General features: G+C 71.3%; 22 protein-coding genes and 1 tRNA gene. 6 read left to right on the top strand and 17 right to left on the bottom strand.

The features are described from left to right. Window positions 1-47 precede the first annotated feature (47 nt). Window positions 48-1,103 (top strand): LacI family DNA-binding transcriptional regulator, encoded by a 1,056-nt coding sequence (locus ABZT03_RS11420; protein WP_356036863.1) that lies wholly within the window; start codon window positions 48-50, stop codon window positions 1,101-1,103. 104 nt (window positions 1,104-1,207) lie between these two features. Here ABZT03_RS11420 and ABZT03_RS11415 read toward each other — a convergent pair. From ABZT03_RS11415 to ABZT03_RS11400, 4 genes are all read right to left on the bottom strand, one after another. Further along, a tRNA-His gene (locus tag ABZT03_RS11415) sits at window positions 1,208-1,280 on the bottom strand. Between the two features lie 115 nt (window positions 1,281-1,395). Then, complete coding sequence (gene orn, locus ABZT03_RS11410) at window positions 1,396-1,998, bottom strand: oligoribonuclease (protein WP_356036861.1); 603 nt, start codon at window positions 1,996-1,998, stop codon at window positions 1,396-1,398. A gap of 119 nt (window positions 1,999-2,117) precedes the next feature. Continuing rightward, complete coding sequence (locus tag ABZT03_RS11405) at window positions 2,118-3,380, bottom strand: helix-turn-helix domain-containing protein (RefSeq protein WP_356036859.1); 1,263 nt, start codon at window positions 3,378-3,380, stop codon at window positions 2,118-2,120. A 387-nt stretch (window positions 3,381-3,767) separates the two neighbouring features. Then, window positions 3,768-4,073 (bottom strand): hypothetical protein, encoded by a 306-nt coding sequence (locus ABZT03_RS11400; RefSeq protein WP_356036857.1) that lies wholly within the window; start codon window positions 4,071-4,073, stop codon window positions 3,768-3,770. 428 nt (window positions 4,074-4,501) lie between these two features. Here ABZT03_RS11400 and ABZT03_RS11395 point away from each other — a divergent pair, with 428 nt between their 5' ends. Beyond that, window positions 4,502-5,029, top strand: coding sequence for a universal stress protein (locus ABZT03_RS11395; protein WP_356036856.1), 528 nt, complete (start codon window positions 4,502-4,504; stop codon window positions 5,027-5,029). A 151-nt stretch (window positions 5,030-5,180) separates the two neighbouring features. Next, window positions 5,181-5,747 carry a GPR1/FUN34/YaaH family transporter gene (locus tag ABZT03_RS11390; RefSeq protein ID WP_356036853.1) on the top strand — a complete coding sequence of 189 codons (567 nt, stop codon included), beginning with the start codon at window positions 5,181-5,183 and terminating at the stop codon, window positions 5,745-5,747. Between the two features lie 272 nt (window positions 5,748-6,019). Here ABZT03_RS11390 and glmS read toward each other — a convergent pair whose 3' ends face one another. After that, window positions 6,020-7,837 carry a glutamine--fructose-6-phosphate transaminase (isomerizing) gene (gene glmS, locus ABZT03_RS11385; protein WP_356036851.1) on the bottom strand — a complete coding sequence of 606 codons (1,818 nt, stop codon included), beginning with the start codon at window positions 7,835-7,837 and terminating at the stop codon, window positions 6,020-6,022. Window positions 7,838-7,856: 19 nt separating this feature from the next. After that, the gene (locus ABZT03_RS11380) at window positions 7,857-8,114 is read right to left on the bottom strand and encodes a hypothetical protein (protein ID WP_356036848.1); all 258 of its coding nucleotides are present in this window, start codon (window positions 8,112-8,114) and stop codon (window positions 7,857-7,859) included. Between the two features lie 186 nt (window positions 8,115-8,300). Here ABZT03_RS11380 and ABZT03_RS11375 point away from each other — a divergent pair, with 186 nt between their 5' ends. Then, window positions 8,301-9,863, top strand: a complete 1,563-nt coding sequence (locus ABZT03_RS11375; RefSeq protein WP_356036845.1) for a metallophosphoesterase family protein — start codon at window positions 8,301-8,303, stop codon at window positions 9,861-9,863. A 64-nt stretch (window positions 9,864-9,927) separates the two neighbouring features. Here ABZT03_RS11375 and ABZT03_RS11370 read toward each other — a convergent pair whose 3' ends face one another. The 11 genes from ABZT03_RS11370 to ABZT03_RS11320 form a co-directional block, all read right to left on the bottom strand. Next, window positions 9,928-10,803: a DUF4429 domain-containing protein gene (locus ABZT03_RS11370; protein WP_356036843.1), complete on the bottom strand. Its 876-nt coding sequence runs from the start codon at window positions 10,801-10,803 to the stop codon at window positions 9,928-9,930. A 93-nt stretch (window positions 10,804-10,896) separates the two neighbouring features. Further along, window positions 10,897-12,666: an IucA/IucC family siderophore biosynthesis protein gene (locus ABZT03_RS11365; protein WP_356036840.1), complete on the bottom strand. Its 1,770-nt coding sequence runs from the start codon at window positions 12,664-12,666 to the stop codon at window positions 10,897-10,899. Beyond that, entirely contained in the window at window positions 12,663-13,217 is a 555-nt protein-coding gene (locus ABZT03_RS11360; protein ID WP_356036838.1) for a GNAT family N-acetyltransferase, read from the bottom strand. The genes ABZT03_RS11365 and ABZT03_RS11360 overlap by 4 nt, the downstream gene beginning before the upstream one ends. Continuing rightward, entirely contained in the window at window positions 13,214-14,497 is a 1,284-nt protein-coding gene (locus ABZT03_RS11355) for a SidA/IucD/PvdA family monooxygenase (protein ID WP_356036835.1), read from the bottom strand. The genes ABZT03_RS11360 and ABZT03_RS11355 overlap by 4 nt, the downstream gene beginning before the upstream one ends. Then, window positions 14,481-15,926 (bottom strand): lysine decarboxylase DesA, encoded by a 1,446-nt coding sequence (gene desA / locus ABZT03_RS11350; protein WP_356036832.1) that lies wholly within the window; start codon window positions 15,924-15,926, stop codon window positions 14,481-14,483. The genes ABZT03_RS11355 and desA overlap by 17 nt, the downstream gene beginning before the upstream one ends. Before the next feature lie 136 nt (window positions 15,927-16,062). After that, the gene (locus ABZT03_RS11345) at window positions 16,063-16,965 is read right to left on the bottom strand and encodes a siderophore-interacting protein (protein WP_356036829.1); all 903 of its coding nucleotides are present in this window, start codon (window positions 16,963-16,965) and stop codon (window positions 16,063-16,065) included. 42 nt (window positions 16,966-17,007) lie between these two features. Then, window positions 17,008-18,054 carry an ABC transporter substrate-binding protein gene (locus tag ABZT03_RS11340; protein WP_356036827.1) on the bottom strand — a complete coding sequence of 349 codons (1,047 nt, stop codon included), beginning with the start codon at window positions 18,052-18,054 and terminating at the stop codon, window positions 17,008-17,010. Between the two features lie 162 nt (window positions 18,055-18,216). Next, window positions 18,217-19,377 carry an acyl-CoA dehydrogenase family protein gene (locus ABZT03_RS11335; protein ID WP_356036985.1) on the bottom strand — a complete coding sequence of 387 codons (1,161 nt, stop codon included), beginning with the start codon at window positions 19,375-19,377 and terminating at the stop codon, window positions 18,217-18,219. Window positions 19,378-19,388: 11 nt separating this feature from the next. Further along, window positions 19,389-20,306: a hydroxymethylglutaryl-CoA lyase gene (locus ABZT03_RS11330; protein WP_356036982.1), complete on the bottom strand. Its 918-nt coding sequence runs from the start codon at window positions 20,304-20,306 to the stop codon at window positions 19,389-19,391. An 8-nt stretch (window positions 20,307-20,314) separates the two neighbouring features. Continuing rightward, the gene (locus ABZT03_RS11325; RefSeq protein ID WP_356036825.1) at window positions 20,315-22,330 is read right to left on the bottom strand and encodes an acetyl/propionyl/methylcrotonyl-CoA carboxylase subunit alpha; all 2,016 of its coding nucleotides are present in this window, start codon (window positions 22,328-22,330) and stop codon (window positions 20,315-20,317) included. Window positions 22,331-22,341: 11 nt separating this feature from the next. Further along, the gene (locus tag ABZT03_RS11320) at window positions 22,342-23,958 is read right to left on the bottom strand and encodes a carboxyl transferase domain-containing protein (RefSeq protein WP_356036823.1); all 1,617 of its coding nucleotides are present in this window, start codon (window positions 23,956-23,958) and stop codon (window positions 22,342-22,344) included. Window positions 23,959-24,054: 96 nt separating this feature from the next. Between ABZT03_RS11320 and ABZT03_RS11315 the strand changes: the two genes are divergently transcribed. Both ABZT03_RS11315 and ABZT03_RS11310 read left to right on the top strand, forming a co-directional pair. Further along, window positions 24,055-24,660, top strand: a complete 606-nt coding sequence (locus ABZT03_RS11315; protein WP_356036820.1) for a TetR/AcrR family transcriptional regulator — start codon at window positions 24,055-24,057, stop codon at window positions 24,658-24,660. A 176-nt stretch (window positions 24,661-24,836) separates the two neighbouring features. After that, complete coding sequence (locus ABZT03_RS11310) at window positions 24,837-25,994, top strand: acyl-CoA dehydrogenase family protein (RefSeq protein ID WP_356036819.1); 1,158 nt, start codon at window positions 24,837-24,839, stop codon at window positions 25,992-25,994. Window positions 25,995-26,021 lie beyond the last annotated feature (27 nt).

Below are 26,021 nucleotides of genomic sequence, written 5' to 3'. Positions count from 1 at the left end.
GACTGTTACATTCCTGGCCTGAATGCTGCGAACGGAAGGCGGCGACCATGGCGGTCAGCAGTGGGCGGAGCCGGGGCGGCCGCCGGCCGACCCTGGAGGAGGTCGCCGCTCGTGCCGGCGTCGGTCGCGGCACGGTCTCCCGGGTGATCAACGGCTCGCCCCGGGTCAGCGACGCGACCCGCGCGGCCGTCGAGGCGGCGGTCGCCGAACTCGGCTACGTCCCGAACACGGCCGCCCGCGCCCTGGCCGCCAACCGCACCGACGCCATCGCCCTCGTCGTCCCCGAGCCGGAGACCCGCTTCTTCGCGGAGCCGTACTTCTCGGACATGCTGAAGGGCGTCGGGGCCGAGCTGTCCGACACGGAGATGCAGCTCCTGCTGATCTTCGCGGGAAGCGACAAGGAGCGCCGCCGGCTCGCCCAGTACCTGGCCGCGCACCGGGTGGACGGCGTCCTGCTGGTGTCCGTGCACGCCGACGACCCGCTGCCCGACCTGCTCGCCCAGCTGGAGATCCCCGCCGTGATCAGCGGCCCGAGGTCGGCACGCGAGTCGCTGGCGTCGGTGGACTCCGACAACTACGGCGGCGGCCGCTCCGCCGTCGAGCACCTGCTGGCACGCGGTCGCCGCGAGATCGCGCACATCACCGGACGCCTCGACGTGTACGGCGCCCAGCGCCGCGTCGACGGCTACCGCGAGGCGCTGCGCGACGCGGGCCACGCCGCGGACGAACAGCTCATCGAACCGGGGGACTTCACCGAGGAGGGCGGGCGCCGCGCGATGACCGCGCTGCTCGGCCGGCGCCCCGGACTGGACGCGGTGTTCGCGGGCTCCGACGTCATGGCGGCCGGTGCCCGGCAGGTCCTGCGCGAGCAGGGCCGCCGTATCCCCGACGACGTGGCGCTCGTCGGGTACGACGACTCGGCCATAGCGCGCCACATGGATCCGCCGCTCACCAGCGTCCGCCAGCCCATCGAGGAGATGGGCCGCAGGATGATCGACCTGCTGCTCTCCGAGATCGCGGACAGCAGTCCGTCGGTGCCCCGGGGCCTGGAGCGGCGGCAGGTGGTGCTGGCGACGAAGCTGGTGGAGCGGGCGTCGTCGTGACGTGGGCGCGGGGGCGACGGGGGGCGGGGCCCGCGCACCGCGCCCTCCCCGCAACGCAAGTCAGCCGGTGACCTTCTTCCGAAGGTCACCGGCTGACTACTCAGGGTGAGTGACGGGACTCGAACCCGCGGCATCCTGGACCACAACCAGGTGCTCTACCAGCTGAGCTACACCCACCATGACCGGCGGTTCATCGCGTGGTTTCCCCGACCGGCTGAGAAAAAGTGTACAGGGTCCCAAGGGGTGCTCGCGCCCGGCTTTCCGGGCGCCCCTCCGGGCCCGCGCGCGGCCGCTACCGCGCGGGCAGGACGTGCTTGGCGGCGATCGTGCGGGCCGTCTCCGAGTCGGGTCCGGGCTGCGGCACGAACACCGCCTCCCGGTAGTAGCGGAGTTCCACGATGGAGTCGCGGATGTCGGCGAGAGCCCGGTGATTGCCGTTCTTCTCGGGGCTGTTGAAGTAGGCGCGGGGGTACCAGCGGCGGGCCAGTTCCTTGACCGAGGAGACGTCGACGATCCGGTAGTGCAGGTAGCTCTCCAGTGTCGGCATGTCGCGGAGCAGGAAACCCCGGTCCGTGCCCACGGAGTTGCCGCACAGCGGCGCCTTGCCCGGCTCCTTGACGTGCTCCCGGATGTAGGAGAGGACCTGCTCCTCGGCGTCCGGCAGGGTCGTGCCGGCCGCCAGCTCGTCGAGCAGTCCCGAGGAGGTGTGCATCTGGCGCACCACCTCCGGCATCGTCTCCAGCGCCCGGTCCGGCGGGCGGATGACGATGTCCACCCCCTCGCCGAGCACGTTCAGCTCGGAGTCGGTGACGAGGGCGGCCACCTCGATGAGCGCGTCGTCGGACAGCGAGAGGCCGGTCATCTCGCAGTCGATCCACACCATGCGATCGTTCATGTGTCTCACCTTAAGGCTCGTTGTCGTGCGCCGAGCCGACCGTGCCGTGACCTTGGTTCCGGCAGCCGAACGCCGGACGGGCCGGTTCACCCGGCCCGTCCGGCGTCAGCCGGTCACCCTCACGTACCGCTGCGCTGCCCCGGGACACTCGCCCTGCTCGGCACGTACGCGTCGCGCCCGTTGTCCGGGCCCGTCGACATCGAGGCCGAGGGCCCCACCGAGCTCGCCGCCGCGGTCCGGCGGGTCTGCAGCGGAAGCGGGCCGCCCTCCGCGTGCAGCGCGGCCGGCACACCGGACGAGCCCACCGCGGACGGCATGCCGGACGGGTGCGTGGCGCTCTCGTCGGCCGTGGGCCGCTCGGCCTGCGGCCTGCGGGCCCGGTACGCGGCCCGGTAGGCGGCAGGGGAGGAGCCCAGCTGGCGGCGGAAGTGACCGCGCAGCGCCACCGGCGAGCGGAACCCGCACCGGCCCGCGACCTCGTCCACCGAGTAGTCCGACGTCTCCAGGAGGCGCTGCGCCTGCAGGACGCGCTGAGTGATCAGCCACTGCAGGGGTGCGCTTCCGGTCAGCGAGCGGAACCGGCGGTCGAAGGTGCGCCGGCTCATGTAGGCCCGCGCCGCCAGGGTCTCCACGTCGAACTGCTCGTGGAGGTGCTCCAGCGCCCAGGCGACGACCTCCGCGAGGGGGTCGGCGCCGATCTCCTCCGGTAAAGACCTGTCGAGGTAGCGCTCCTGGCCGCCGCTGCGGCGCGGCGGGACCACCAGGCGGCGGGCCAGGGCTCCGGCCGCCTCGTTGCCGTGGTCCGTGCGCACGATGTGCAGGCACAGGTCGATCCCCGCGGCCGTACCCGCCGACGTCAGCACGTCGCCGTCGTCGACGAACAGTTCGCGTGGATCGACGTGCACCGACGGATAGCGTTTCGCCAGCGTCGGCGCGTACATCCAGTGGGTGGTCGCGGGACGGCCGTCCAGCAGGCCCGCCGCCGCGAGGACGAACGCACCGGTGCACAGCCCGACGATGCGGGCACCCTCCTCGTGCGCCCGGCGCAGTGCGTCGAGCGCCTCCTCCGGTGGCGGGGAGGTGATCGAACGCCACGCGGGCACGACGACGGTGCCCGCCCGCGAGATCGCCTCCAGGCCATGTGGTGCGGTGAGTTCCAGGCCCCCTGTGGTCCGCAGGGGGCCTTCCTCGCCGCCGCACACCAGTAGTCGGTAGCGGGGCACGCCGGCGTCCTGGCGGTCAATCCCGAACACCGACAGCGGTATGGAACTCTCGAAGATGGGGCCGCCGCTGAACAGCAGCACCGCGACGATCTCCTTGCGGCGTCGCCCGGAAAGCTTCCGGGCCGCGGCTTCCGGCGCGGCGGTGGAGTCGTGGCTCATACTGCTAAGCCCCCCTCGGTGGTCGCGTCGCCCCTAACTTGTCGGGCATGTCGCTCCAGCACGTTTCCCCTCGGTCCTGCACGAGTCCCCCGCCGTAAGACAGTCAAGATCGAATCTACTGTGTCGCGTGGTGCCGACGTGACAACTTCAGCACTCGGCACATTGTCGACATGGCAACTTGGCGTGAAGCATTCGATCACGAAGCGTTGCACTCACGGGCCGTGCAGGGAAGTGCGCCTTGTCGCAGTGGCCAATCCCCATAGGGTGCGCGGGGTCCCCGAAGGGCTTTTCTCGCAGGTCGCACCAGGGATGAGGGGGAGTGGGGGGAGGTAATGCGCCGAACCGAGAAGTTGGCTGAAAAGAACCGGCCGCGTGCGCGGAAACCGGTCAGGCGACCGGTGTATTGCCCCCGGAGTGACGCCCGCCCCGGTGGCCCCCCGTGCCACCCCGCTGACGGTGTCCGCTCCGGGGTGCTTCCTCCTCCTCGCGCAGGCGGGCCGCGCCGCGCTCGGACTGGCGCAGGAGGATACGGCAGACGGCGGTCACCGCGGCGAGCCCGAAGGCGGTGCCGGCGGCGCCGGCCAGGGAGGTGCCGTACCAGACCAGGACCACCGGAACCAGGACACAGCTGAAGGCCGCCCAGCGGACCAGGTCCGTCGCGGTGTCCTGGGAGGGCGTTCGGGGTGCGGGCATGCAGTGCTCCCTCTGGCGTGGCTCGGCGGGTTCAACGCGGGTAGGCCGGGTCGGTCACTGGGTGTCACCCGCTTCCCGCGCCCCGGGTCCGCCGTCCGGGCCGCCGGTGGCCCGCGGGTGGTGCCCGCGGCGGGTTCCGGACCGGCCTCCGCCCGCCTCCCGCCCGCCCCCGGCCGGAACGCAGGCCCCGCCGGAAGCCGTGACGGCACGTGAATGCCATGGAAACCGGCTGTACGTCGCAGCGACCATTGCGTTACGGGCGCCCCCTCGTGCATGCTCCGGGGAACCCCCGCGGAGTACGCGCGGGAACTGGGCTAAGGAGGCGTGCCGCCGTACCCTTGCGGGTATGGGGTTGGGAAGATGATTCCCGGACACAGCTCCGCCGCACACTGTCGTCCCTCCCACGAGGATCTAACGCCGAGACACTCATGGCCGGTCACGAATTCTTCGAACCCGCGGACCGCAAGCGGCCGGTAGCCGATCACACGGCGTCCGAGCCCCGGGCGGCGGAAGAGCCACGCCATTCCTGCGACCCCGCCTTCAAGCACGGCGTCGTGGTCGGCTTCGACGGCTCGACCTCCAGCGAGAGAGCCCTCGCGTACGCCATCGGCATGGCCCACCGGTCGGGCTCCGGCCTGATCATCGTGCATGTCGCCAACCGGCTGCCCACCACCGTGTGGGCGGGCTGCGAACCGCCCGTCTTCGTCGACGTGCCGGACCACAGGACCGAGGTCCTCGGCCTCGAACTCGCCTGCGCGGAGTACCTCTCCGAAGTGCCGTGGATCCTCGTCGAGCGCGGCGGGGACATCTGCCACGAACTGGAGGAGGTCGGGCGGGAGTACGAGGCGGACGCCATCGTCGTCGGCTCCACGCACGGTCTCGTGGGCCGGCTCTTCGGGTCGGTCGCCGGGCGACTCGCCAAGCGGGCACAGCGGCCCGTCATCGTCATCCCGTAACCCGCGGTTCTCCCAGGTGAGTTGTGCCCTGGGCGCTGCCCGTCGCCTGTAGTGCGCCTGTTGAAGCTACTCGTGCGTAGAGGTGTTTGTGCCTTTGTGAAGGGCATATATCGCTCACCGCACCACCGCGCACGCAGGAAGGGAGCCCGCCGTGGACAACGACGTCTCCGCGGGAAGCACCACCACTACGATCGCCGGCCGACTCGCCCTGGGAATCACCCTGTTGGCCTTCGGCCTCGGCAACACCGGCGTCCTGGACGGAGTGACGGCGGCTGACGCCGTGTCACTCGCCCACTACGTCGGCGGAGTTGCCCTCTTCGTCGCCGGCCTGTTCGCGTTCCGCGACCGCGACACGGTCACCGGTACGGCCTTCTCGGCGCTCGGCGCCCTCTGGTTCACCTGGGCCGTCTCGGCCGGCGGCCAGGTCTCCGACAACGCGGCGGGGCTGTTCCTGCTGCTCTTCGCCCTCGTGACGCTCTCCCTCACCCTGGCCGGGGGCGACCAACTCGGCCAGGGCACCTACGGGTTGTTCTGCGTCTCGCTCGTGCTGCTCGCCGTCGGCCGCTTCGCGGACAACGACGGCCTGGCCAAGGCGGGCGGCTGGGTCGCCGTCGCGGCGGGTGCGGTCGCCTGGTACGCGGCGACCGCGGCGCTGGCGCACTGGCCCACCGTCCTTCCGCGACGCGCCGCCGGCCGGGGAGTGACGGCCACCGGTTGAGCTGCGCCGGCCGGGGGGCAGGGCGGTCCCCGGCGACAGGGCGGGGCCCCACGCGCGGGTGGCGTGCGTGGGGGTCCGTCCTGTTTTTTGCGCAGTTCCCCGCGCCCCTGTTGTCTCCGGTCGGCCTCGGTGGTGGGGTGCGGGTTTGTGGGGGGTTTGCGCAGTTCCCCGCGCCCCTGTCGACTCCCGCCGGCCTCGTGGTGGGGTGCGGGTTCGTGGGGGGTTTTGCGCCGTTCCCCGCGCCCCTAGGGGGTGCGGCCGGTGTTGTGGGCTTACTCGACCGTTACCGACTTGGCCAGGTTTCGGGGCTTGTCGATGTCCCGGCCCAGGGCCAGGGCCGTGTGGTAGGCGAGGAGTTGGAGGGGGATGCCCATGAGGATCGGGTCGAGTTCGTCCTCGTTCTTGGGGACGATGATCGTCTGGTCGGCCTTCTCCTGCTCGCGGTGGGCCACCGCGAGGATCTTGCCGCTGCGGGCCTTGATCTCCTCCAGGGCGGCGCGGTTCTTCTCCAGCAGATCGTCGTCCGGGACGATGGCGACCGTGGGCAGCGCGGGCTCGATCAGCGCCAGCGGGCCGTGCTTGAGCTCGGAGGCCGGGTAGGCCTCGGCGTGGATGTAGGAGACCTCCTTGAGCTTCAGGGAGGCCTCACGGGCCACCGGGTAGCCCCGGACGCGGCCGATGAAGAGCATGGAGCGGGCCTCGGCGTACTCCTGGGCCAGCTTCTTGATCTCGTCCTCCTGCTCCAGCATCTCGGTGATCTGCGCGGGCAGCCGGCGCAGGCCCTCGATGATCCGCTTGCCGTCGCGGACGGAGAGGTCACGGGTGCGGCCCAGGTGCAGCGCGAGGAGCGCGAAGGCGACCGTGGTGTTGGTGAAGCACTTGGTGGACACCACGCAGACCTCGGGGCCGGCGTGGACGTAGACGCCGCCGTCCGCCTCCCGGGCGATCGCGGAGCCGACCACGTTGACCACGCCCAGCACCCGCGCGCCCTTGCGCTTCAGCTCCTGGACGGCCGCCAGCACGTCGTAGGTCTCACCGGACTGGGAGACCGCGATGTACAGGGTGTCGGGGTCCACGACGGCGTTGCGGTAGCGGAACTCGGAGGCCGGCTCGGCGTCGGCGGGGATGCGGGCCAGCTCCTCGATCATCTGGGCGCCGATCATGCCCGCGTGGTACGAGGTGCCGCAGCCGAGGATCTTCACCCGGCGCACGGCGCGGGCCTCACGGGCGTCCAGGTTGAGGCCGCCGAGGTGCACGGTGGAGAAGCGGTCGTCGATGCGGCCGCGCAGCACGCGGTCCACGGCGTCGGCCTGCTCGTGGATCTCCTTGTGCATGTAGGTGTCGTGGCCGCCCATGTCGTACGACTCGGCCTCCCACTCCACGGTGGTCGGCTCGGACGTGGTCCGGGTGCCCTCCGTGGTGTACGTGCGGAAGTCGTCGGCCTTGAGGGTGGCCATCTCGCCGTCGTCCAGCGTGACGATCTGCCGGGTGTGGGCGACCAGCGCGGCCACGTCGGAGGCGACGAACATCTCCTTCTCGCCGATACCGAGCACGACCGGGGAGCCGTTGCGGGCCACCACGATGCGGTCGGGGAAGTCGGCGTGCAGCACGGCGATGCCGTACGTGCCCTCGATGACCCGCAGGGTCTCGCGGACCTTGTCCTCCAGCTTCTCGGCCTGCGCGCGGGCGATGAGGTGGACGAGGACCTCGGTGTCGGTCTCGGAGAGGAACTCGACGCCGTCCGCCTCCAGCTTGCGGCGCAGGTCGGAGGCGTTGTCGATGATGCCGTTGTGGACGACGGCGACCTTGCTGTCGGCCGACATGTGCGGGTGGGCGTTCACGTCGGAGGGGGCGCCGTGGGTGGCCCAGCGGGTGTGGGCGATACCGGTGGTGCCCTTGAAGCGCGCCGGGACCTTGGCCTCCAGGTCACGGACCCGGCCCTTGGCCTTGACCATCTTCAGACCGGTGGTCTTCGGGGAGGTGACGACGATGCCCGCGGAGTCGTAGCCGCGGTACTCCAGGCGCTGCAGTCCCTCCAGCAGCAGGGGCGCCACGTCACGCTTCCCGATGTATCCGACGATTCCGCACATATAGGTGTATCCCTCAGTCTCAGCCGTAGACCAGGCGGCGCAGCTGCCTGAGCGTGAGCTCCGGCGGCGCCACCGCGCGGTATTTCAGGTCCGCCCCGATCCGTTCGAAGATCGCCGCGTTCACCATGCCCTGGGCCTGGAGCTCGCGGTGGCGGCGACGGACGTACTCCTCGGTCGTCTCGTCGAAGTAGGCGAGAACGTCCTGGATCACGCGCAGCGCTTCGCCCCGGCTCAGGGGTGTGGAGCGCGTCAGGTGATCAACGAGTTCGTCGTGCACCCGGTAGATCCTGGGGGACCGCAGGCCGTTTCGCAAGAATCCTGCCCGATTTCGGGCAAGCCCCTGTTAAGGGCTCTTGGGAGAACATTGAATCTGTTATGGGCCCCTGTTCGTGAGCCGTCCATCCTGTGTCCCGCGACCCGTCGCCTGAGCAGACGAGTTTCAGACGCCATGGACACTCCTCGCATGGGCGTACCGGAGCAGCTGGCCGAGCGCATGAGCATCGCCGAGCAGCACGAGTACCTGCGCGCCAGATTCTCCCGGCGCACGATGATCAGAGGCGGCGCCGTCACCCTGGGCGCCGTCGCGGGTGGCGCGTTCGTACCGGGCGCCACCGCCCAGGCCGCCGTGCCGACGCGGCCCGCCACGAGCACCGAGCACGTCGACGGCGCCCTGGTCGCCCCCTTCGGCCGCCACCTCGCCTTCGGCGGCGACCCCCGTACCGAGATCACCGTCTCCTGGCAGGTCCCGGTCGCGGTGAAGAAGCCCTTCATCCGGATCGGCGCCCACCCCTGGGACCTCTCCCGCAAGATCGAGGCCGAGGTGCGCACCCTGTACACCCCGGCCGGTGTCGGCGCCAGCGGCGACCACACCCAGTACTACCTGCACGCCGAGCTCACGCACCTCAAGCCCGGCAGGACCTACTACTACGGCGTCGGCCACGCCGGCTTCGACCCGGCCGCCCCGCACCTGCTGGGCACCCTCGGCACCTTCACCACCGCCCCCGCGCACAAGAAGCCCTTCACCTTCACCGCCTTCGGCGACGAGGGCGTCAGCTACCACGCCCTCGCCAACAACAGCCTGCTGCTCGGCCAGAACCCGGCCTTCCACCTGCACGCCGGTGACATCGCCTACGGTGACCCGGCCGGCCAGGGCAAGGCCACCGACACCGGCTTCGACTCGCGCGTGTGGGACCAGTTCCTGGCCCAGACCGAGTCCGTCGCCAAGTCCGTGCCGTGGATGCCGGCCTACGGCAACCACGACATGGAGGCCTGGTACTCGCCCAACGGCTACGGCGGCGAGGACGCCCGCTGGAACCTGCCCCGCAACGGCCCCGACAAGAAGAACCTGCCGGGCGTGTACTCCTTCGTCTACGGCAACACGGCGGTCATCTCGCTGGACGCCAACGACATCTCCTTCGAGATCCCGGCGAACCTCGGCATCTCCGGCGGCACCCAGACCAAGTGGCTGGAGGCGCAGCTGAAGAAGTTCCGCGCATCCAAGGACGTCGACTTCGTCGTCGTCTTCTTCCACCACTGCGCCTACTGCACCTCCACCGCGCACGCCTCGGAGGGGGGCGTCCGCCAGGAGTGGGTGCCGCTGTTCGAGAAGTACACCGTGGACCTGGTCATCAACGGCCACAACCACCAGTACGAGCGCACCGACGTCATCAAGGCGGGCGCGGTCACCAAGAAGCTCCCGATCGGCGGCACGGCGTACCCGGAGACGGACGGCGTGGTGTACGTGACGGCGGGCGCGGCCGGCCGCAGCCTCTACGCGTTCAGCGCCCCGCTGTCCTACGAGGGCCACGAGAACGAGGTCGACTCGGTCGCCTCCTTCATCAACACCAAGGACGGCAAGGTCAACGAGACGGTCACCTGGTCGCGCGTGCGCTACCTCGACTACTCGTTCCTGCGCGTGGACGTCACCCCCGCGGCCAAGGGCCGGCACGCCACCCTGACGGTGCGCGGCATCGCCGAGACCGGTGAGCAGGTCGACCACTTCACGGTGGCCCGCAGGGCCAAGTGACACCGCTCCCGCGCCCCGGCCGCCGGGGCGCGGGAGAGACAGGCGGTCCCCGGGCGGGTGAGGACTACATCCGCCTGAGGACCGCCTGTTTGGCCTGGGTGAACTCCGCCTCGGTCAGGACACCGGCGCGGTGGAGTTCGCCGAGTTCGCGCAGCCGCCGCAGCAGCGCGTCGTGGCCGTCCTCCCCGGCGGGCGGCAGCTGCCGGGGCACCCGGGGTCCCGCCCCGCGCGGGTCGGCGGCGGCCGGGTGGGGGAGGCGGGCCTGCACGGCCGCGGCGACCAGCGCCATCAGGGGGTCCTTCCGGAACCCCCACAGCTCCACGGCGTTGGGGTCGTACTTCGGCGGGGCCGTGCTGGGGGCGTGCCGGACGGTGAAGCGCAGGTGCCCGTTCTCCAGGCCGGCCGCCGGGTGCCACTCCACGGAGGTGATCTCGGGCAGCGTGAGGACGCGCGGGCCGGCGGCGGCCTTGGTGTCCTCCGTCCTCCAGTTCCACTCCAGCCGGACCCGCTCGCCGTCGAAGCCCGCGCTGCCGTCCCCCGCGGAGGCCGCCACCGGGACGGCGGGGCCCGGCAGCAGATACGCGTCGACCGGGTCGGCCGGCACCCGGTCCAGGAGCAGCGCCTCGCGGACCTCCTCGACCAGGTACTCGGCGACGCCGTACCGGTCGGAGCGGACGGTCAGCTGGTAGGGGTCGTCGGGTTCGCCGAGCCGACCGCCGGTGGCGCGCAGCAGCGGGTCGGCGCCGTCGCGCAGCCGCAGTCTCATCCGGCCGGACCGCCTGCCCTGCTCGAACGAGATCCCCGCCAACGCGCCCAGCGGTACGACCAGTTCACCCAGGGCCCGGCGGAAGGGGCTGACGTCCCTGTCGCGTCCCGGTGTCAGCCGCAGGGCGTCGGCGTCGAAGGCCCAGGTGCCGTCCTTCTGGATGATTTCCGCCATGGGCGGATTGTCCCACCCCGGACTCTGCCCGCCGGGCCGGCGGGCACCCCGCGGGACGGTACCGCGGGGCGCCCGGCCGTCCCCGGCGGCCGGTCACCGGCCGGCGAGGGGGTTCTCCAGGGTGCCGGCCAGCTGGAGCGCGCCGGAGGGGTCGGCGAGGTCCACCATCTGCCGGTTGTCGCGCAGCTGGAGCCGGTTGAGGCAGGACAGGGCGAACTCCGGGGCGAACAGGTCGTACTGCCGGAACCGGTCGGCGAGTTCGGGCGCCGACCGCTGGTAGTCGCGGGCGACCTCGGCGACGGTGTCCCAGAAGCCGTCCTCCTCCAGGATCCCCTCGGCGGCGAGGTTCGCGGCCAGGAAGCGGAAGAAGCAGTCGAAGACGTCCGTGAACACCGACAGGAGTTTCATGTCCTCCGGCACCTCGACCCGGACGCGCCGCACCTCCGGCGGCAGCACCGCGTCCGGGTCCATGACCGCGATCTCCTCGGCGATGTCCTTGTAGACCGCGCGCCGCACCGCGCCGTCCGCCAGGACGAGGATCACGTTCTCACCGTGCGGCATGTAGACCAGGTCGTAGGCGTAGAAGCTGTGCAGCAGCGGGGTGAAGTAGGCCCGCAGATACCCGCGCAGCCACTCCCTCGGGGGGAGCCCGGACCGTTCGATCAGCGCGCCCGCGAAGGAGGCGCCCTCGTGGTCCACGTGCAGCAGGGAGGCCATCGTCGCCAGGGACTCGCCGTCCGCCAGGGAGGGGACGGGGCTCTCGCGCCACAGCGCCGCGAGCATCTTCCGGTACGGCGAGTAGCGGTCCGTGGCCGCCTCGTACTCCAGGTGCCGGTAGCCGACCGCGGCCCGCTCGCGGATGATCGTCAGGCCCGTCGACCTCAGCACCGGGTCGTTCGCGACGAGCTGCGCCAGCCAGTCGTTGATCGCGGGGGTGGCCTCCATGTAGGCGGCGGACAGGCCCCGCATGAAGCCCATGTTGAGGACGGACAGGGCCGTCTTCACATAGTGCTTGCCGGGGTGGGAGGTGTTGAAGAAGGTCCGGATGGACTGCTGGGCCAGGTACTCGTCGTCGCCCTCCCCGAGGCACACCAGGTGGCCGCGCGCGACCTCGGCGGCGAAGGTCACGGTCAGCTTGTTCCACCACTGCCAGGGGTGGACGGGGATGAGGAGGTAGTCGGCGGGGTCGAGACCCCGGTCGCGGAGGGTGGCGGTGAAGCGGTCCAGGGTCGCGTCCCCGAGTTCCTCCCGCACGAAGGACTCGTACTCGATGCCCACCCCGGCCGTGAACGCGGCCCGGGAGCGGTGCGCGGCCAGCCACACCAGCCGGACCGGGCTCGCGGCCTCGGGGGCGTACGACAGGTAGTCGTGCATGCCGAAGCCGAGCCGGCCGTTGTTGGCGACGAAGCAGGGATGGCCCTCGGTCATCCCGGTCTCGATCGCCTGGAAGCCGCCGCCGGCGAGTTCGGCGGACCGGATCCGCGGCTTGGTGAGCTTGTAGCAGGTGCCGGACAGGGTGGAGGAGATCTCCTCCAGGTAGACCGGCAGGATCTCGTCGCTCAGACCGAGCGACTTCCGCAGCTCGACGAGGAAGTCCAGTGCCTCCAGCGGCAGTTCGGTCCCGTCGCGGTGCCGGGTGATCGAGTCGGCGTCCACCTGCCAGTGGTCCAGGGCACGGCGGACGGCGGTGAAGCGGTAGCGGGTCAGGCCGTCGTCGCCGCGCACCACGTACCCGTCGCCGTCCGGCTCGGGCGTGATCAGCCGCTCGTGCGCGAACTCGGCGAGCGCCTTGCGGATCAGCAGGCGGTTGGCCCGCTCCCAGCGTTCGGGGGAGAGGTGGTCCACGGCGTCGGCGAGGCTCATACGGACACCCCGGTCGCCGCGGTGAACCGCTCGCGGGTGCAGAAACCGAGCAGGGCCCGCTTCTCCGGCTTGCTGATCACCCGCTCGGGCAGGAATCCGACGGCCTCGTTCAGCGCGTGCACCGCCTTGTTGTCCACGTCGGGTTCGACGACGACGCGGGTGGTGGCGGGGTCCGTGAACAGGTGCGCCATGACAGCGGTGATGACGGCCCGGGTGAAGCCGTGCACCGGTGTGTCGGTCGGCGCGACGAGGAAGTGCATGCCGACGTCGCCCGGTTCGGGCGGGTAGAGGCCGACGAGTTCCCGGTGCGCCGGGTCGTACCGCTCCATCAGGAAGGCGGGGACGCCGTCGTGCAGGCCGAGGTACGCGTCGTGGTGCTCGTCGGCGGCTATCTCCATGTAGGCCCGCTCGACGTCCTCCAGCCTGGCGTCACCCATCATCCAGAAGGCCGACTTGGGGTGGGTGACCCAGCCGTGCAGCAGTTCGGCGTCCTTCAGCGGGTCGAGCGGGCGGACGGAGAGAGCACCGATCCCGGTGCCGGGGGTGGTCATACCGCGAACTCCTGGAAGGCGATCGTCTTCTCGACGGGGTAGGGGTCGGTGCCGAGCAGCTCACGGATGATGTAGCTGTTGCGGTACGCGCCCATGCCCAGGTCGGGGGAGGTGATGCTGTGCGTGTGGACTCCCGCGTTCTGCAGGAAGACGCCTCTGCCGGTGACGTCCACGGCGTAGTTGCGGGCGAGGTCGAAGTTGCCGTGCGAGTCGTAGCGCAGCCGGTGACGCACGGGCTTGAGGAACTCGGGCTCGGTGTACTTGTAGCCGGTGGCGAGGATCAGGCCCTCGGAGCGCAGTTCGTAGTCCCTGCCCTGTTCCTCCTGGCGCAGGCCGAGGGTGTACGTCCCGTCCGTGTGGGCGGCCGAGGTGAGCGCGGAGTTGGTGAGCAGCCGGGTGGGGACCGGGCCGCCGAGGTTCTTCCGGTAGAGCAGGTCGAAGATCTCGTTGATCAGGTCGCCGTCGATGCCTTTGAACAGGCCCTTCTGTTGCTCGGTGAGGCGGTAGCGGGTCTGTTCCGGCAGCGCGTGGTAGTAGTCGACGTACTCCGGGGAGGTCATCTCCAGCGTGAGCTTGGTGTACTCCAGCGGGAAGAAACGCGGGGAGCGCGTGACCCAGTTCAGCCGGTAGCCGTGGACGTCGATCTCGCTGAGCAGGTCGTGGTAGATCTCGGCGGCGGACTGGCCGCTGCCGACCAGCGTGATCGACTCCTTCGCCTGGAGCTCCGCCTTGTGCTGGAGATAACGGGAGTTGTGGATGAAGTCGCCGCCCAGGCCCCGGCAGGCGTCGGGGATGTGGGGCGGGGTGCCGGTGCCGAGGACCAGGTGCCGGGCGCGGTGGAGGTCCCCCGCCTCGGTGCGCACGTCGTACAGCTCGGCGTCTTCGTCGTACGTCACCTCGGTGACCGTCGTGCCGAAGCGCACGCTGTCCAGCTTGTTCGCGGCCCACCGGCAGTAGTCGTCGTACTCCACGCGCAGCGGGTAGAAGTTCTCCCGGATGTAGAACGAGTACAGCCGGCCGCGCTCCTTCAGGTAGTTGAGGAAGGAGTACGGCGAGGTCGGGTCGGCGAGGGTGACCAGGTCCGACAGGAACGGGGTCTGGAGGTGGGCGCCGTCCAGGAACATGCCCGCGTGCCACTCGAAGTCGGGCTTCGACTCCAGGAAGACCCCGTCGAGTCCGGCGATGGGCTCGGTCAGGCAGGCCAGGCCGAGGTTGAAGGGCCCGAGCCCGATGCCCACGAAGTCGTGTGTGTGCGTGCGGGGTTCAGGATGCGCGGTCAAGGGACTCTCCCAGGTACTGCTCGGCGTGGCCGGCGATCAGGTCGAGGACGGCGGTGATGTCGGCCCTCGTGGTCTCGGGGTTCAGCAGGGTGAACTTCAGGTAGTGGCGGCCGCCCACCTTGGTGCCCGCGACCACCGCGTCGCCGGAGGCGGCGAGGGCCTTGCGGGCGTACAGGTTGGCGCGGTCGATCTCGGCCGGGTCGGTGACGGCGGCCGGGATGTGCCGGAAGACCAGGGTGGACAGGCTCGGCTCGACGACGACGTCGAAGCGCGGGTCGGCGACCAGCAGTTCCCAGCCCGACCGGGCCAGGTCGCAGACCTCGTCGAAGAGTTCGCCGATGCCGTCGGCGCCCATCACACGCAGCGTCATCCACAGCTTGAGCGCGTCGAAACGGCGGGTGGTCTGCAGGGACTTGTCGACCTGGTTGGGGATGCGCTCCTCCACCATGCGGCGCGGGTTGAGGTACTCCGCGTGGTAGGTGGCGTGCCGAAGGGTGGAGCCGTCGCGGACCAGCACGGCGGAGGAACTCACCGGCTGGAAGAACGACTTGTGGTAGTCGACGGTGACCGAGTCGGCGCGCTCGATGCCGTCGATGCGCCCGCGGTACCTGCGGGAGGCGAGCAGCCCGCAGCCGTAGGCCGCGTCGACGTGCAGCCAGGTGCCGTGGCGCGAGCACAGTTCGGCGATCTCCGGCAGCGGGTCGATGGAGCCGAAGTCGGTGGTGCCGGCCGTGGCGACGACGGCCATCGGGATCAGGCCCTCCCGCTCGCAGCGCTCCAGCTCGCGGGCGAGCGCCACGGTCTGCATGCGCTTGTCGTGGTCGACGGGGATCGACACGACCGCGTCGGGGCCCAGGCCGAGCAGTTTCGCGGACTTCTGCACGCTGAAGTGGCTGACCTCGGAGGCGAAGACGCGCAGCGGGGCGAGCGATCCGGCGGTCTTCGCCTCCTCGCGGGCCAGCAGCAGCGCCTGGAGGTTGGACTGGGTGCCGCCGGAGGTGAACACGCCGTCGGCGGCCGGGCCGAGGCCGATGCGCGCGGTCGTCCAGTCGATCAGCTTGCGCTCGATGAGGGTGCCTCCGGCCGACTGGTCCCAGGTGTCGAGGGAGGAGTTGACGGCGGACAGGACCGCCTCGCCGAGCAGGGCCGGGATGACGACCGGGCAGTTGAGGTGGGCCAGGTAGCGGGGGTGGTGGAAGTAGACCGCGTCCCGCAGGTAGACCTCCTCCAGCTCGTCCAGGGCGGCCGTGGTGTCGAGCAGGGGCCGGTCGAGGTCGATCCGGTCGACGCGGGGGGAGAGGGCGTCGACCGTGACGCCGGTGAACGGTCGTTCGGTGGTGGCGAGTTTGGCCGCCACCCGCTCCACGCCCTCCGTCACGGAGCGGCGGTACTGCTCCGTGGTCGTGTCATTGAGCAGGTGCGAGCGCATCTGGGGGTCCTCCGGTGGGGACGGTCCGTGCGGGACGGGGAAGAGCGGCGACTCTAACTTAGGTAAGCCTAACCTAATCAGTTGACCTCGAAACTCCGCCCTTCCGTGACCGGCGTCACTCCGGACGGGGCCGCCGTCACTCGGCCTCGCGCAGCTGTTCCTCGCTCAGCCCCTGCCGCCAGTAGCCCACGAACGTCACCCGCCGGCGGTCGATGCCGCGCTCGCGCACGAAGTGGCGGCGCAGCGCCTTCACGCACCCGGACTCGCCCGCGATCCAGACGTACGGGTGCTCCGCGGGCGGGAGTCGCGCCCCACGGATCGCCTGGAGGGCCGCCGGGGAACCCGGGGCGGAGGGGGAGTCCGGGGAGCCTGGGGAGCCGTCCCCGCCGTGTCCCTGGCGCACCAGCCAGGTGATCTCGGCGTCCGCCTCCGTCGCCAGGTCCTGGATGTCCCCGGCGTCCCGCACCTCCAGCCAGACGCGGGCGCGGGTGCCGGCCGGCAGTGAGGCGACGATCGCGGAGACGGCCGGCAGCGCGGTCTCGTCACCCCACAGGACCACCAGGTCGGTGTCCTGGGGCGGCCGGAACCGGATCGCCCGGTTGTCGGCGACCGCCGGGCCGAGCATCACGACCCGGTCACCGGCGGCGGCCCGCGCGGCCCACCGGGAGGCGGGACCGGCCTGGACGGCGGACCCGGGCTCCACGCCGTGCAGCACGAAGTCGACGTCGATCTCGGCCGTGTTCCCACAGGCGTCGCGGCGCAGTGCGCGCAACGTGTACGAGCGCATCACCGCCCGTACGCCGTCGGGCAGTTCACGCCACGCCTGCCACCAGCCGTCGCCCAGTTCGTACGGCACGGCCGGTTCGGACTGGCCTGGATGCGGCAGGAAAAGGGACAGGCTCTGGTCGTGTCCGTGGGAGTGGAACGCGAGCAGGTCGGGCCCGGCGAAGGTGACCCGGACCAGGGACGGGCCGAGCCGCCTCGTTCCGGTGACCTGGAGGGAGAAGAAGCGGAACGGGGCGGCGACGGCCGTCGTCATGAGGGCTCCTGAGCGTGCGGGGGTGTCAGGAAGGGCGGAGGGTCAGCTGACCTTCTTCGCCTGCTCCAGCGCCTCGGCGAGGTTGGTGAGCAGCGGGACGCACTTGTCGTACGACAGGATCGGCTCGGGGGAGCGCGCGATGACCTGGCCGGCCTTGACGGCGGGCAGCTTCTTCCAGGTGGCCTCGGTGATGTCGGCCGGCTGGATGGTCGAGGAGCGGTCGTCCATCATGATGATGTCCGCCGGGTACTTGTCGACGTTCTCCCAGCTCAGGGACTCGTACCAGCCGCCGCCGACGGCCTTGGCCTTCTCCGGGGGCTCCACGAGGTTCACGCCGAGGGCCTTGAAGTACTCCAGGTCGACGGAGAGGTTGGAGCCGGAGACGTAGAAGAGTTCCTGGCTCGCGGAACCGGCCATCACCTTGATGTCGGGCTTGGCCTTCGCGGCGGCGCGCAGCCGGGTGGCCGCCGCCTCGAACCTCTTTCTGGCGCCGGTGACCCTGGCGGCCGTCAGGTCGGCGCCCAGCGACTCCGCGAGCTTCCACATGCGCTCCAGCGGCGCGGTGAGCTGACGGTCGTAGACGGAGATGCCGACGCTGGGGGCCAGCTTGGCGATCTTTCCCTTGGACGCCTCGGGGACGTACCAGAGGGTGCCGGCGTCGTCGAACATCGTGGAGATGAGGAGCTGGGGGGCGAGCGCCGCGTACTTCTCGACGCTGAACTGGTCCCAGGCGTTGCCGAGGACGGTCAGCTTGCTGACGTCCATGTCGCCGGCCTGCACGTCGGCCTTGCCGTCGGCGGTCTTCGTCGGGCCGAACACGCCCTTCACCTGGATGCCGTAGTCGTGGAGGGCGGCGGCGACACCGGTGAACGCGACGATGGTCGTGGGCACCTTGTCGAGCTTCACGGTCGTGCCGCGGTCGTCCTTGAACGTCCAGGGGCCCGACGCGGCGGCCGTGGTCCCCGCGCCCGAACCACCGCTTGTCTCTTTGTCGTCACCGCAGGCGGCGAGCGCGGCACCGAGGCCGAGTGCGCCGCCCGCGGCGAGGATGCCGCGGCGGGTGAAGCGGGGGGCACGGGCGTTGGGCATGAGTGTGCTGCTTTCGAACGGGGCGGAACGCCCGCCGGACAGGTTCGAACGAAGGTTAGCCTAACCTCATTAACTGTCCATAGGGCGGGCGCGACCCGCTCGCAGGCGGGTGGCCGGTCCGGTGCGGACCGGCCACGCGCGCGCGACGCTCGGACCCGACTGTCAGCCCGTCAGGCCCAACTCCCGCGCGATCAGCATCCGCTGCACCTCGCTCGTGCCCTCGCCGATCTCCAGGATCTTGGAGTCGCGCCACATCCGGGCCACCGGGTACTCGTTCATGAAGCCGTAGCCGCCGTGGATCTGCGTGGCGTCCCGGGCGTTGTCCACGGCGACCGTGGACGAGTACAGCTTCGCCAGCGCCGCCTCCTTCTTGAACGGGTCGCCGGACACCAGGCGGGAGGCCGCGTCGCGCCAGGCGAGACGGGCGGTGTGCGCCTTCATCTCCATGTCGGCGATCTTGAACTGGATCGCCTGGTTCGCCCCGATCGGGCGGCCGAACGCCTGCCGTTCCTTGGCGTAGCGCACCGACTCGTCCACACAGCCCTGCGCCAGGCCCGTCGCCAGCGCCGCGATCGCGACGCGGCCCTCGTCGAGGATGCGCAGGAACTGCGCGTAGCCGCGGCCCTGTTCGCCGAGCAGGTTCGCCGCCGGCACCCGGACGTCCTGGAAGGACAGTTCACGGGTGTCCGAGGCGTTCCAGCCGACCTTGGAGTAGGGGGCGGCGACGGTGAAGCCGGGCGTACCGGACGGCACGATGATCGCCGAGATCAGCGGCCTGCCGTCCGGCTTGCGGCCGGTGACCGCGGTGACGGTGACCAGGCCCGTGATGTCCGTGCCCGAGTTGGTGATGAAGCACTTGGTGCCGTTGATCACCCACTCGTCGGTGTCGGCGTCGAGGCGGGCCGTCGTACGGGTCGCCCCCGCGTCCGAGCCGCCGTCCGGCTCCGTCAGCCCGAACGCGCCGAGGATCTCCCCGGAGCACAGCCGGGGCAGCCACTCCCGCTTCTGGGCCTCCGTGCCGAAGAGATGCAGCGGCATCGCGCCCAGCGAGACACCCGCCTCCAGGGTGATGGCGACCGAGGAGTCGACCCGGGCGAGCTCCTCCAGGGCGATGCCGAGGGCGAGGTAGTCGCCGCCCATCCCGCCGTACTCCTCGGGGAACGGCAGCCCGAACAGGCCCATCCGCCCCATCTCGCGGACGATCTCGTACGGGAACTCGTGCCGCTCGTAGAAGTCGCCGATCTTCGGTGCGACGACGTCGTGGGCGAACTCCTCGACCGTACGCCGGAGTTCCTCCAGCTCGGGCGAGAGACGGTGGTCCAGGGACATGCTGATCACTCCTGGTGGGAGAGGGCTTTGACGGTGCGGGACGGGCTGGGTCGGCCCAGTCGTTCGGCCATCCACACGCTGGTGGCGGTGAGACGGCCCAGGTCCACCCCGGTGTCGACACCGAGGCCCTGGAGCATCCACACGAGGTCCTCGGTGGCGAGGTTGCCGGTCGCGGACTTCGCGTACGGGCAGCCGCCGAGGCCGCCCGCGGAGGCGTCGACGGTCGTGACGCCGAACTGGAGGGCGGCCAGGGTGTTCGCGAGCGCCTGGCCGTAGGTGTCGTGGAAGTGCACGCCGAGCGCGCCGGCCCCGACGCCCTGCTCGCCCAGCGCCGTGAGGAGTGCGAGAACGTGCCCAGGGGTCGCCACGCCGATGGTGTCGCCCAGGCTCAGCTCGTCGCAGCCCAGGTCCATGAGGGCCCGGCAGACCCGGACGACCTGGGCGACGGGGACCGCGCCCTCCCACGGGTCGCCGAAGCACATGGAGAGATAGCCCCGCACGTGCACGCCCTCCGCCTTCGCCCGCGCCACCACCGGCTCGAACATGGCCAGCGCCTCGTCCACCGTGCGGTTGAGGTTGGCCTTCGCGAAGGACTCGGTGGCGCTCGCGAAGACCGCGACCCGGCGGGCCCCGAGGGCGAGCGCGCGGTCGAGCCCGCGTTCGTTGGGCACCAGGACCGGCAGCGCCACCTCCAGATCGCTCACCAGCGGGAACAGCTGCTCGGCGTCGGCGAGTTGGGGCACCCACTTGGGGTGGACGAAGCTGGTCGCCTCGATCGTGGTCAGTCCCGCGCCGGCGAGGCGGCGGACGAACTCCGCCTTGACGGCCGTCGGCACGGTCGTCTTCTCGTTCTGCAGGCCGTCGCGGGCGCCGACCTCGTGGATACGCACCCGCGCGGGCAGGCCCGGGGCCGGCACCACCATGGGAAGGGTCACCGGTCCTCCTCCGCCGGGGCGATGACGGCCAGGACCTGGTCCATGGCGACCGTCGTGCCCGCGGTCACGTCCAGTTGGGCGACGGTGCCGGCGTGCGGGGCGGAGATGACGTGCTCCATCTTCATCGCCTCCACCACCAGCAGGCTCTGGCCCGCGCTCACCTCGTCGCCGACGGCGACCTTGACGACGGTGACCGTGCCGGGCATCGGCGCCGTGAGCGAGTCGGCGCCCGCGTGCGCCCCCCGGGTGAGGGACGCGGCGACCGGGTCGTGGTCACGGACCTGCCAGGCGTCGCCGTCGCGGCCCAGCCAGGTGCCGTCCGGCAGGGCGGCGAAGGTGTGGCTGACGCCGTCGAGCCGGCAGGTGAACCGGGCGTCCCCGTCCGTCGGCGGGGGCGGGCCGCCGTAGCCGCTTCGCGGGGTGTCCTCGCCCTCCAGCAGGACCTCGGTGCCGCCGTCCGCGCCGGCCCGCAGGCGGACCGTCACCGGGTCGTGCCCGGGCACGTGCAGAGGGTGGGCCGTCCAGGCGCGCTCGCCGCCCAGGCGCCAGCCGTCCGCGGCGGAGAACGGGTCCACCCAGCCCGCGCCGGGCGCGGGGGCGAGCGCGGCCTGACGCAGCAGCGCGGCCGCCGCGTACACCTCGCCCGGCACCTCGGTGGTCACCAGGGAGTCCACCTCCCGCTCCACCAGCCCGGTGTCCAACTCGCCCGCCACGACCGCCGGATGGGCCAGCAGCCGGCGCAGGAACCCGGCGTTGGTCGGCACGCCCAGCGTGACCGTCCGCGCGAGGGCGCCCCGGAGTCTGCGGAGCGCGGTCGCCCGGTCGGGGCCGTACGCGATCACCTTGGACAGCATCGGGTCGTACAGGCTGCCGACCTCGGTGCCCTCGCTGAGCCCGGAGTCGGTGCGCACGCCGTCGCCCTCGGGCTCGCTCAGCCGCAGCACCGTGCCGCCCGAGGGCAGGAACCCGCGCGCGGGGTCCTCGGCGCACAGGCGGGCCTCCACGGCGTGCCCGGTGAGCGTGACGTCCCGCTGCGTGTACGGCAGTCGCTCACCGGCCGCCACCCGCAGTTGCCACTCCACCAGGTCGAGGCCGGTGACCAGTTCGGTGACCGGGTGCTCCACCTGGAGGCGGGTGTTCATCTCCATGAAGTAGTACGAGGAGGGGTCGGTGCCGGGCACGATGAACTCCACCGTGCCCGCGCCCCGGTAGCCGCAGGAGCGGGCCGCCTGGACCGCGGCCTCGCCCATCGCGGCCCGGGTCGCTTCGTCGAGCAGGACGCTCGGCGCCTCCTCGATGATCTTCTGGTGCCGGCGCTGGAGGGAGCACTCGCGCTCGCCCAGGTGGATCACGCCGCCGTGGCCGTCGGCCAGGACCTGGATCTCGATGTGGCGGGGCCGGTCCACCCACCGCTCGACCAGGAGCGTGTCGTCCCCGAAGGAGGCGCGGGCCTCGCGCCGGGCGGCGGCGATCTCGTCGGCGAGGTCGGCCTCCGCGCGCACCAGGCGCATGCCCTTGCCGCCGCCGCCGGCGCTCGGCTTCAGCAGCACCGGCATGCCGATCTCCCGTGAGGCGGCGGCCAGTTCGCCGTCGGTCAGACCGCTGCCGCTGGACCCGGGCACCACCGGCACCCCGGCGGCGCGGACGGTCTCCTTGGCGCGGATCTTGTCGCCCATGAGGGAGATCGCGTCGGCGGGCGGTCCGATGAAGACGAGCCCGGCGTCGGCGCAGGCGCGCGCGAATCCGGCGTTCTCGGCGAGGAAGCCGTAACCGGGGTGGACGGCCTGGGCGCCGGTGCGTTCGGCCGCCTCCAGCAGCCGCGGCACCGACAGATAGCTCTCCGCCGCCGGCGCCGGACCGATGCGTACCGCCGTGTCGGCCTCCCGGACGTGCCGGGCGTCGGCGTCCGCGTCGGAGAAGACGGCCACCGAGCGCACGCCCAGCGAGCGCAGCGTGCGGATGACGCGGACGGCGATCTCGCCGCGGTTGGCCACGAGCACTGTGTCGAACATGGGTCCCCTCCTCACATCCGGAAGACGCCGAAGCGCGGCTCGCCCAGCGGCGCGTTGGCGCACGCGGTCAGGGCGAGTCCCAGCACCTGGCGGGTCTCCAGCGGGTCGATCACACCGTCGTCCCACAGGCGGGCGGTGGCGTAGTAGGCGTTGCCCTGGCGCTCGTACTGGGCGCGGATCGGGTCCTTGAAGGTCTCCTCGTCCTCGGTGGGCCAGGACTCGCCGCGCGCCTCCAGCTGGTCGCGCTTGACGGTCGCGAGGACGGAGGCCGCCTGCTCGCCGCCCATCACGGAGATCTTGGCGCCGGGCCACATCCACAGGAAGCGCGGCGAGTAGGCCCGGCCGCACATCGAGTAGTTGCCCGCGCCGTAGGACCCGCCGACCACCACCGTCAGCTTGGGCACGCGGGTGCAGGCCACCGCCGTGACCATCTTGGCGCCGTGTTTGGCGATGCCGCCCGCCTCGTAGTCCCGGCCGACCATGAAGCCCGAGATGTTCTGCAGGAACACCAGCGGGATGCCGCGCTGGTCGCACAGCTCGATGAAGTGGGCGCCCTTCTGGGCGGACTCGGAGAACAGGATGCCGTTGTTGGCGACGATCCCCACCGGGTGGCCGTGGATGCGGGCGAAGCCGGTGACCAGGGTCTGCCCGAACTCGGCCTTGAACTCCGCGAAGCGGGAGCCGTCGGCCACGCGCGCGATGACCTCGCGCACGTCGTAGGGGGTGCGGGAGTCGACCGGCACCGCGCCGTACAGCCCGAAGGGGTCGACCTTCGGTTCGGCGGGCGCCGTCACCTCCCAGGGCAGCGGTCCGCGCGCGGGGAGCGTGGCGACGATGTTCCGCACGATCCGCAGCGCGTGCGCGTCGTCCTCGGCGAGATGGTCGGTGACGCCCGACACGCGCGCGTGGACCTCGCCGCCGCCCAGTTCCTCGGCGGTCACCACCTCACCCGTGGCGGCCTTCACCAGCGGCGGTCCGCCGAGGAAGATCGTGCCCTGGCCGCGGACGATGACGGCCTCGTCGCTCATGGCCGGGACGTACGCCCCGCCGGCCGTGCAGGAGCCGAGCACCGCCGCGATCTGCGGGATGCCGGCGCCCGACATCCGGGCCTGGTTGTAGAAGATCCGCCCGAAGTGGTCGCGGTCGGGGAACACCTCGTCCTGCATGGGCAGGAAGGCGCCGCCGGAGTCGACCAGGTAGAGGCAGGGCAGCCGGTTGTCGAGGGCCACCTCCTGCGCGCGCAGGTGCTTCTTCACGGTCATCGGGTAGTACGTGCCGCCCTTGACGGTCGCGTCGTTGGCGACGATCACGCACTCGCGGCCGCTGACCCGGCCGATCCCGGCGATCACCCCGGCGGCCGGGGCCTGCCCCTCGTACATCCCGTCGGCGGCCAGCGGCGCCAGCTCCAGGAAGGGCGAGCCGGGGTCGAGCAGCGTGTCCACGCGCTCGCGCGGCAGCAGCTTCCCGCGCGCGGTGTGCCGGGCCCTGGCCCGCTCACCGCCGCCCAGCCGGGCCGCGGCCAGCTTGCCGCGCAGTTCCTCCACGAGGGCGCGGTGCGCCTCCTCGTTGGCCCGCCAGGCCTCCGACGCGGGATCAGCCGCGCTCTGGAGCTCCGGTGCCTCTTGCATCCTGCGGTCCCCTCACCCAGTGGTCGACTGGTTAATGAGCGTTAACCATTTCCGACAGGTTAACGACCGCTAACCTCCCTGTCTAGAATCGTTCGCATGACCACCAGAACCGACGCCCCCACCCGGCGCGAGCAGATCCTCAGGGAGGCGGCCCGGCTGTTCGCCGAGCGCGGTTTCCACGGCGTCGGAGTCGACGAGATAGGCGCCGCGGTCGGCATCAGCGGGCCGGGCCTGTACCGGCACTTCGCCGGCAAGGACGCGATGCTCGCCGAGTTGCTGGTCGGCATCAGCGGCCAGTTGCTGACGGGCGCGAAGCGGCGCGTCCAGGAGGCCCGGGAGGGCCGGGAGGCGGCGGCCCCCGGGGAGGTCCTCGACTCGCTCGTCGAGGGCCACATCGACTTCGCCCTGGACGACCGCCCGCTGATCACCCTGCACGACCGCGAGCTGGACCGGCTGCGGGACACCGACCGCAAGCTGGTGCGGCAGTTGCAGCGGCAGTACGTGGAGCTGTGGGTGGAGGTGGTCCGCGAGGTGTATCCGGGCCTCGCCGAACCGGCCGCCAGGTCCGCGGTCCACTCGGTCTTCGGCCTGCTCAACTCCACCCCCCACCTGGGTCGCCCCGGCGCCCTCCCCGGCCGCGCGATCACCGCGGCCCTGCTGCACCGCATGGCGAGGGGAGCCTTCGCGGCAGCGGGGGAGTGACGAGCGTTACGGCTCCCCCCTGCCCTGATCCTCTGGACGCGTCTGCCTACCCGCCGGTACGGTTAATGAGCAAGCGCTTAGCCGAGGGACCGTAACCACGCATTGAGCAACCCCCACGGCGAGCAACCACGTACGCGAGAGCGGCGCCGGTTTAGGCGCAAGGAAGGGTGGCGGCGGTGCGCCGTACGGTGTTCAACGAGGATCACGAGGCGTTCCGGGAGACCCTCCGGGCCTTCATCGAGGCCGAGGTCGTCCCCGTCTACGACGAGTGGTTCGCTGCCGGCCAGGCGCCGCGCGACTTCTACTACAAGCTCGCCGAGCTCGGCGTGTTCGGTATCCGCGTGGACGAGGAGTACGGCGGCGCGGGCATCGACTCGTACAAGTTCGAGGCCGTGATGTACGAGGAGACCGCCCGCGCGGGCGTGTCCTTCGGCGGCTCCGGTGTGCACGTGCTGCTGGGCCTGCCGTACATCAAGGCGCTCGCGTCCGACGAGCAGAAGAAGCGTTTCCTGCCGAAGTTCGTCTCCGGTGAGGAGATGTGGGCGCTGGCGATGACCGAGCCGGGCACGGGTTCGGACCTGGCGGGCATGAAGACCACCGCGAAGCTCTCCGAGGACGGCACGCACTACGTCCTCAACGGCGCCAAGACCTTCATCACCGGTGGTGTGCACGCCGACCGGGTCATCGTCTGCGCCCGCACCTCGGCGCCGACGGCGGAGGACCGCCGTTTCGGCATCTCCCTGTTCGCGGTGGACACGAAGTCCGAGGGCTACTCCGTCGGCCGCAAGCTCGACAAGCTGGGCCTGAAGACCTCCGACACGGCCGAGCTGGCGTTCGTCGACGTCAAGGTGCCGGTCGAGGACCTGCTCGGCGAGGAGAACAAGGGCTTCTACTACCTCGGCGGCAACCTGCCCTCCGAGCGCTGGGGCATCGCGTTCGGCGCGTACGCGCAGGCCAAGGCGGCTGTCCGGTTCGCCAAGGAGTACGTGCTGGAGCGCACGGTCTTCGGCAAGCCGGTCGCCCACTTCCAGAACACCAAGTTCGAGCTGGCCGCCTGCCAGGCCGAGGTGGACGCGGCCGAGGCCGTCGCCGACCGCGCGCTCGAGGCTCTCGACGCGGGCGAGCTCAGCGCCGCCGAGGCCGCCAGCGCCAAGCTGTTCTGCACCGAGGTCGCGCACCGCGTCATCGACCGCTGCCTCCAGCTGCACGGCGGCTACGGCTTCATGAACGAGTACCCGATCGCCCGCCTGTACGCGGACAACCGCGTCAACCGTATCTACGGCGGCACCAGCGAGATCATGAAGTCGATCATCGCGAAGAACATGGGTCTGTAAGGTCCGCGAAATTTCCGGCCGGTAGAA

The sequence above is a fragment of the Streptomyces sp. NPDC005574 genome, from assembly GCF_040605435.1.
Classification (GTDB): Bacteria; Actinomycetota; Actinomycetes; order Streptomycetales; family Streptomycetaceae; genus Streptomyces.
Note: the sequence above shows the minus strand (reverse complement) of the source record. Positions and strands in the feature narration are given on the sequence as shown.

Excerpts from the sequence above, each read along its gene's own strand:
- ABZT03_RS11420 (WP_356036863.1), top strand. The coding sequence starts at position 48 with ATGGCGGTCAGCAGTGGGCGGAGCCGGGGCGGCCGCCGGCCGACCCTG.
- orn (WP_356036861.1), bottom strand. The coding sequence starts at position 1,998 with ATGAACGATCGCATGGTGTGGATCGACTGCGAGATGACCGGCCTCTCG.
- ABZT03_RS11405 (WP_356036859.1), bottom strand. The coding sequence starts at position 3,380 with ATGAGCCACGACTCCACCGCCGCGCCGGAAGCCGCGGCCCGGAAGCTT.
- ABZT03_RS11400 (WP_356036857.1), bottom strand. The coding sequence starts at position 4,073 with ATGCCCGCACCCCGAACGCCCTCCCAGGACACCGCGACGGACCTGGTC.
- ABZT03_RS11395 (WP_356036856.1), top strand. The coding sequence starts at position 4,502 with ATGGCCGGTCACGAATTCTTCGAACCCGCGGACCGCAAGCGGCCGGTA.
- glmS (WP_356036851.1), bottom strand. The coding sequence starts at position 7,837 with ATGTGCGGAATCGTCGGATACATCGGGAAGCGTGACGTGGCGCCCCTG.
- ABZT03_RS11375 (WP_356036845.1), top strand. The coding sequence starts at position 8,301 with ATGGGCGTACCGGAGCAGCTGGCCGAGCGCATGAGCATCGCCGAGCAG.
- ABZT03_RS11370 (WP_356036843.1), bottom strand. The coding sequence starts at position 10,803 with ATGGCGGAAATCATCCAGAAGGACGGCACCTGGGCCTTCGACGCCGAC.
- ABZT03_RS11365 (WP_356036840.1), bottom strand. The coding sequence starts at position 12,666 with ATGAGCCTCGCCGACGCCGTGGACCACCTCTCCCCCGAACGCTGGGAG.
- ABZT03_RS11360 (WP_356036838.1), bottom strand. The coding sequence starts at position 13,217 with ATGACCACCCCCGGCACCGGGATCGGTGCTCTCTCCGTCCGCCCGCTC.
- desA (WP_356036832.1), bottom strand. The coding sequence starts at position 15,926 with ATGCGCTCGCACCTGCTCAATGACACGACCACGGAGCAGTACCGCCGC.
- ABZT03_RS11345 (WP_356036829.1), bottom strand. The coding sequence starts at position 16,965 with ATGACGACGGCCGTCGCCGCCCCGTTCCGCTTCTTCTCCCTCCAGGTC.
- ABZT03_RS11340 (WP_356036827.1), bottom strand. The coding sequence starts at position 18,054 with ATGCCCAACGCCCGTGCCCCCCGCTTCACCCGCCGCGGCATCCTCGCC.
- ABZT03_RS11330 (WP_356036982.1), bottom strand. The coding sequence starts at position 20,306 with ATGGTGGTGCCGGCCCCGGGCCTGCCCGCGCGGGTGCGTATCCACGAG.
- ABZT03_RS11325 (WP_356036825.1), bottom strand. The coding sequence starts at position 22,330 with ATGTTCGACACAGTGCTCGTGGCCAACCGCGGCGAGATCGCCGTCCGC.
- ABZT03_RS11320 (WP_356036823.1), bottom strand. The coding sequence starts at position 23,958 with ATGCAAGAGGCACCGGAGCTCCAGAGCGCGGCTGATCCCGCGTCGGAG.
- ABZT03_RS11315 (WP_356036820.1), top strand. The coding sequence starts at position 24,055 with ATGACCACCAGAACCGACGCCCCCACCCGGCGCGAGCAGATCCTCAGG.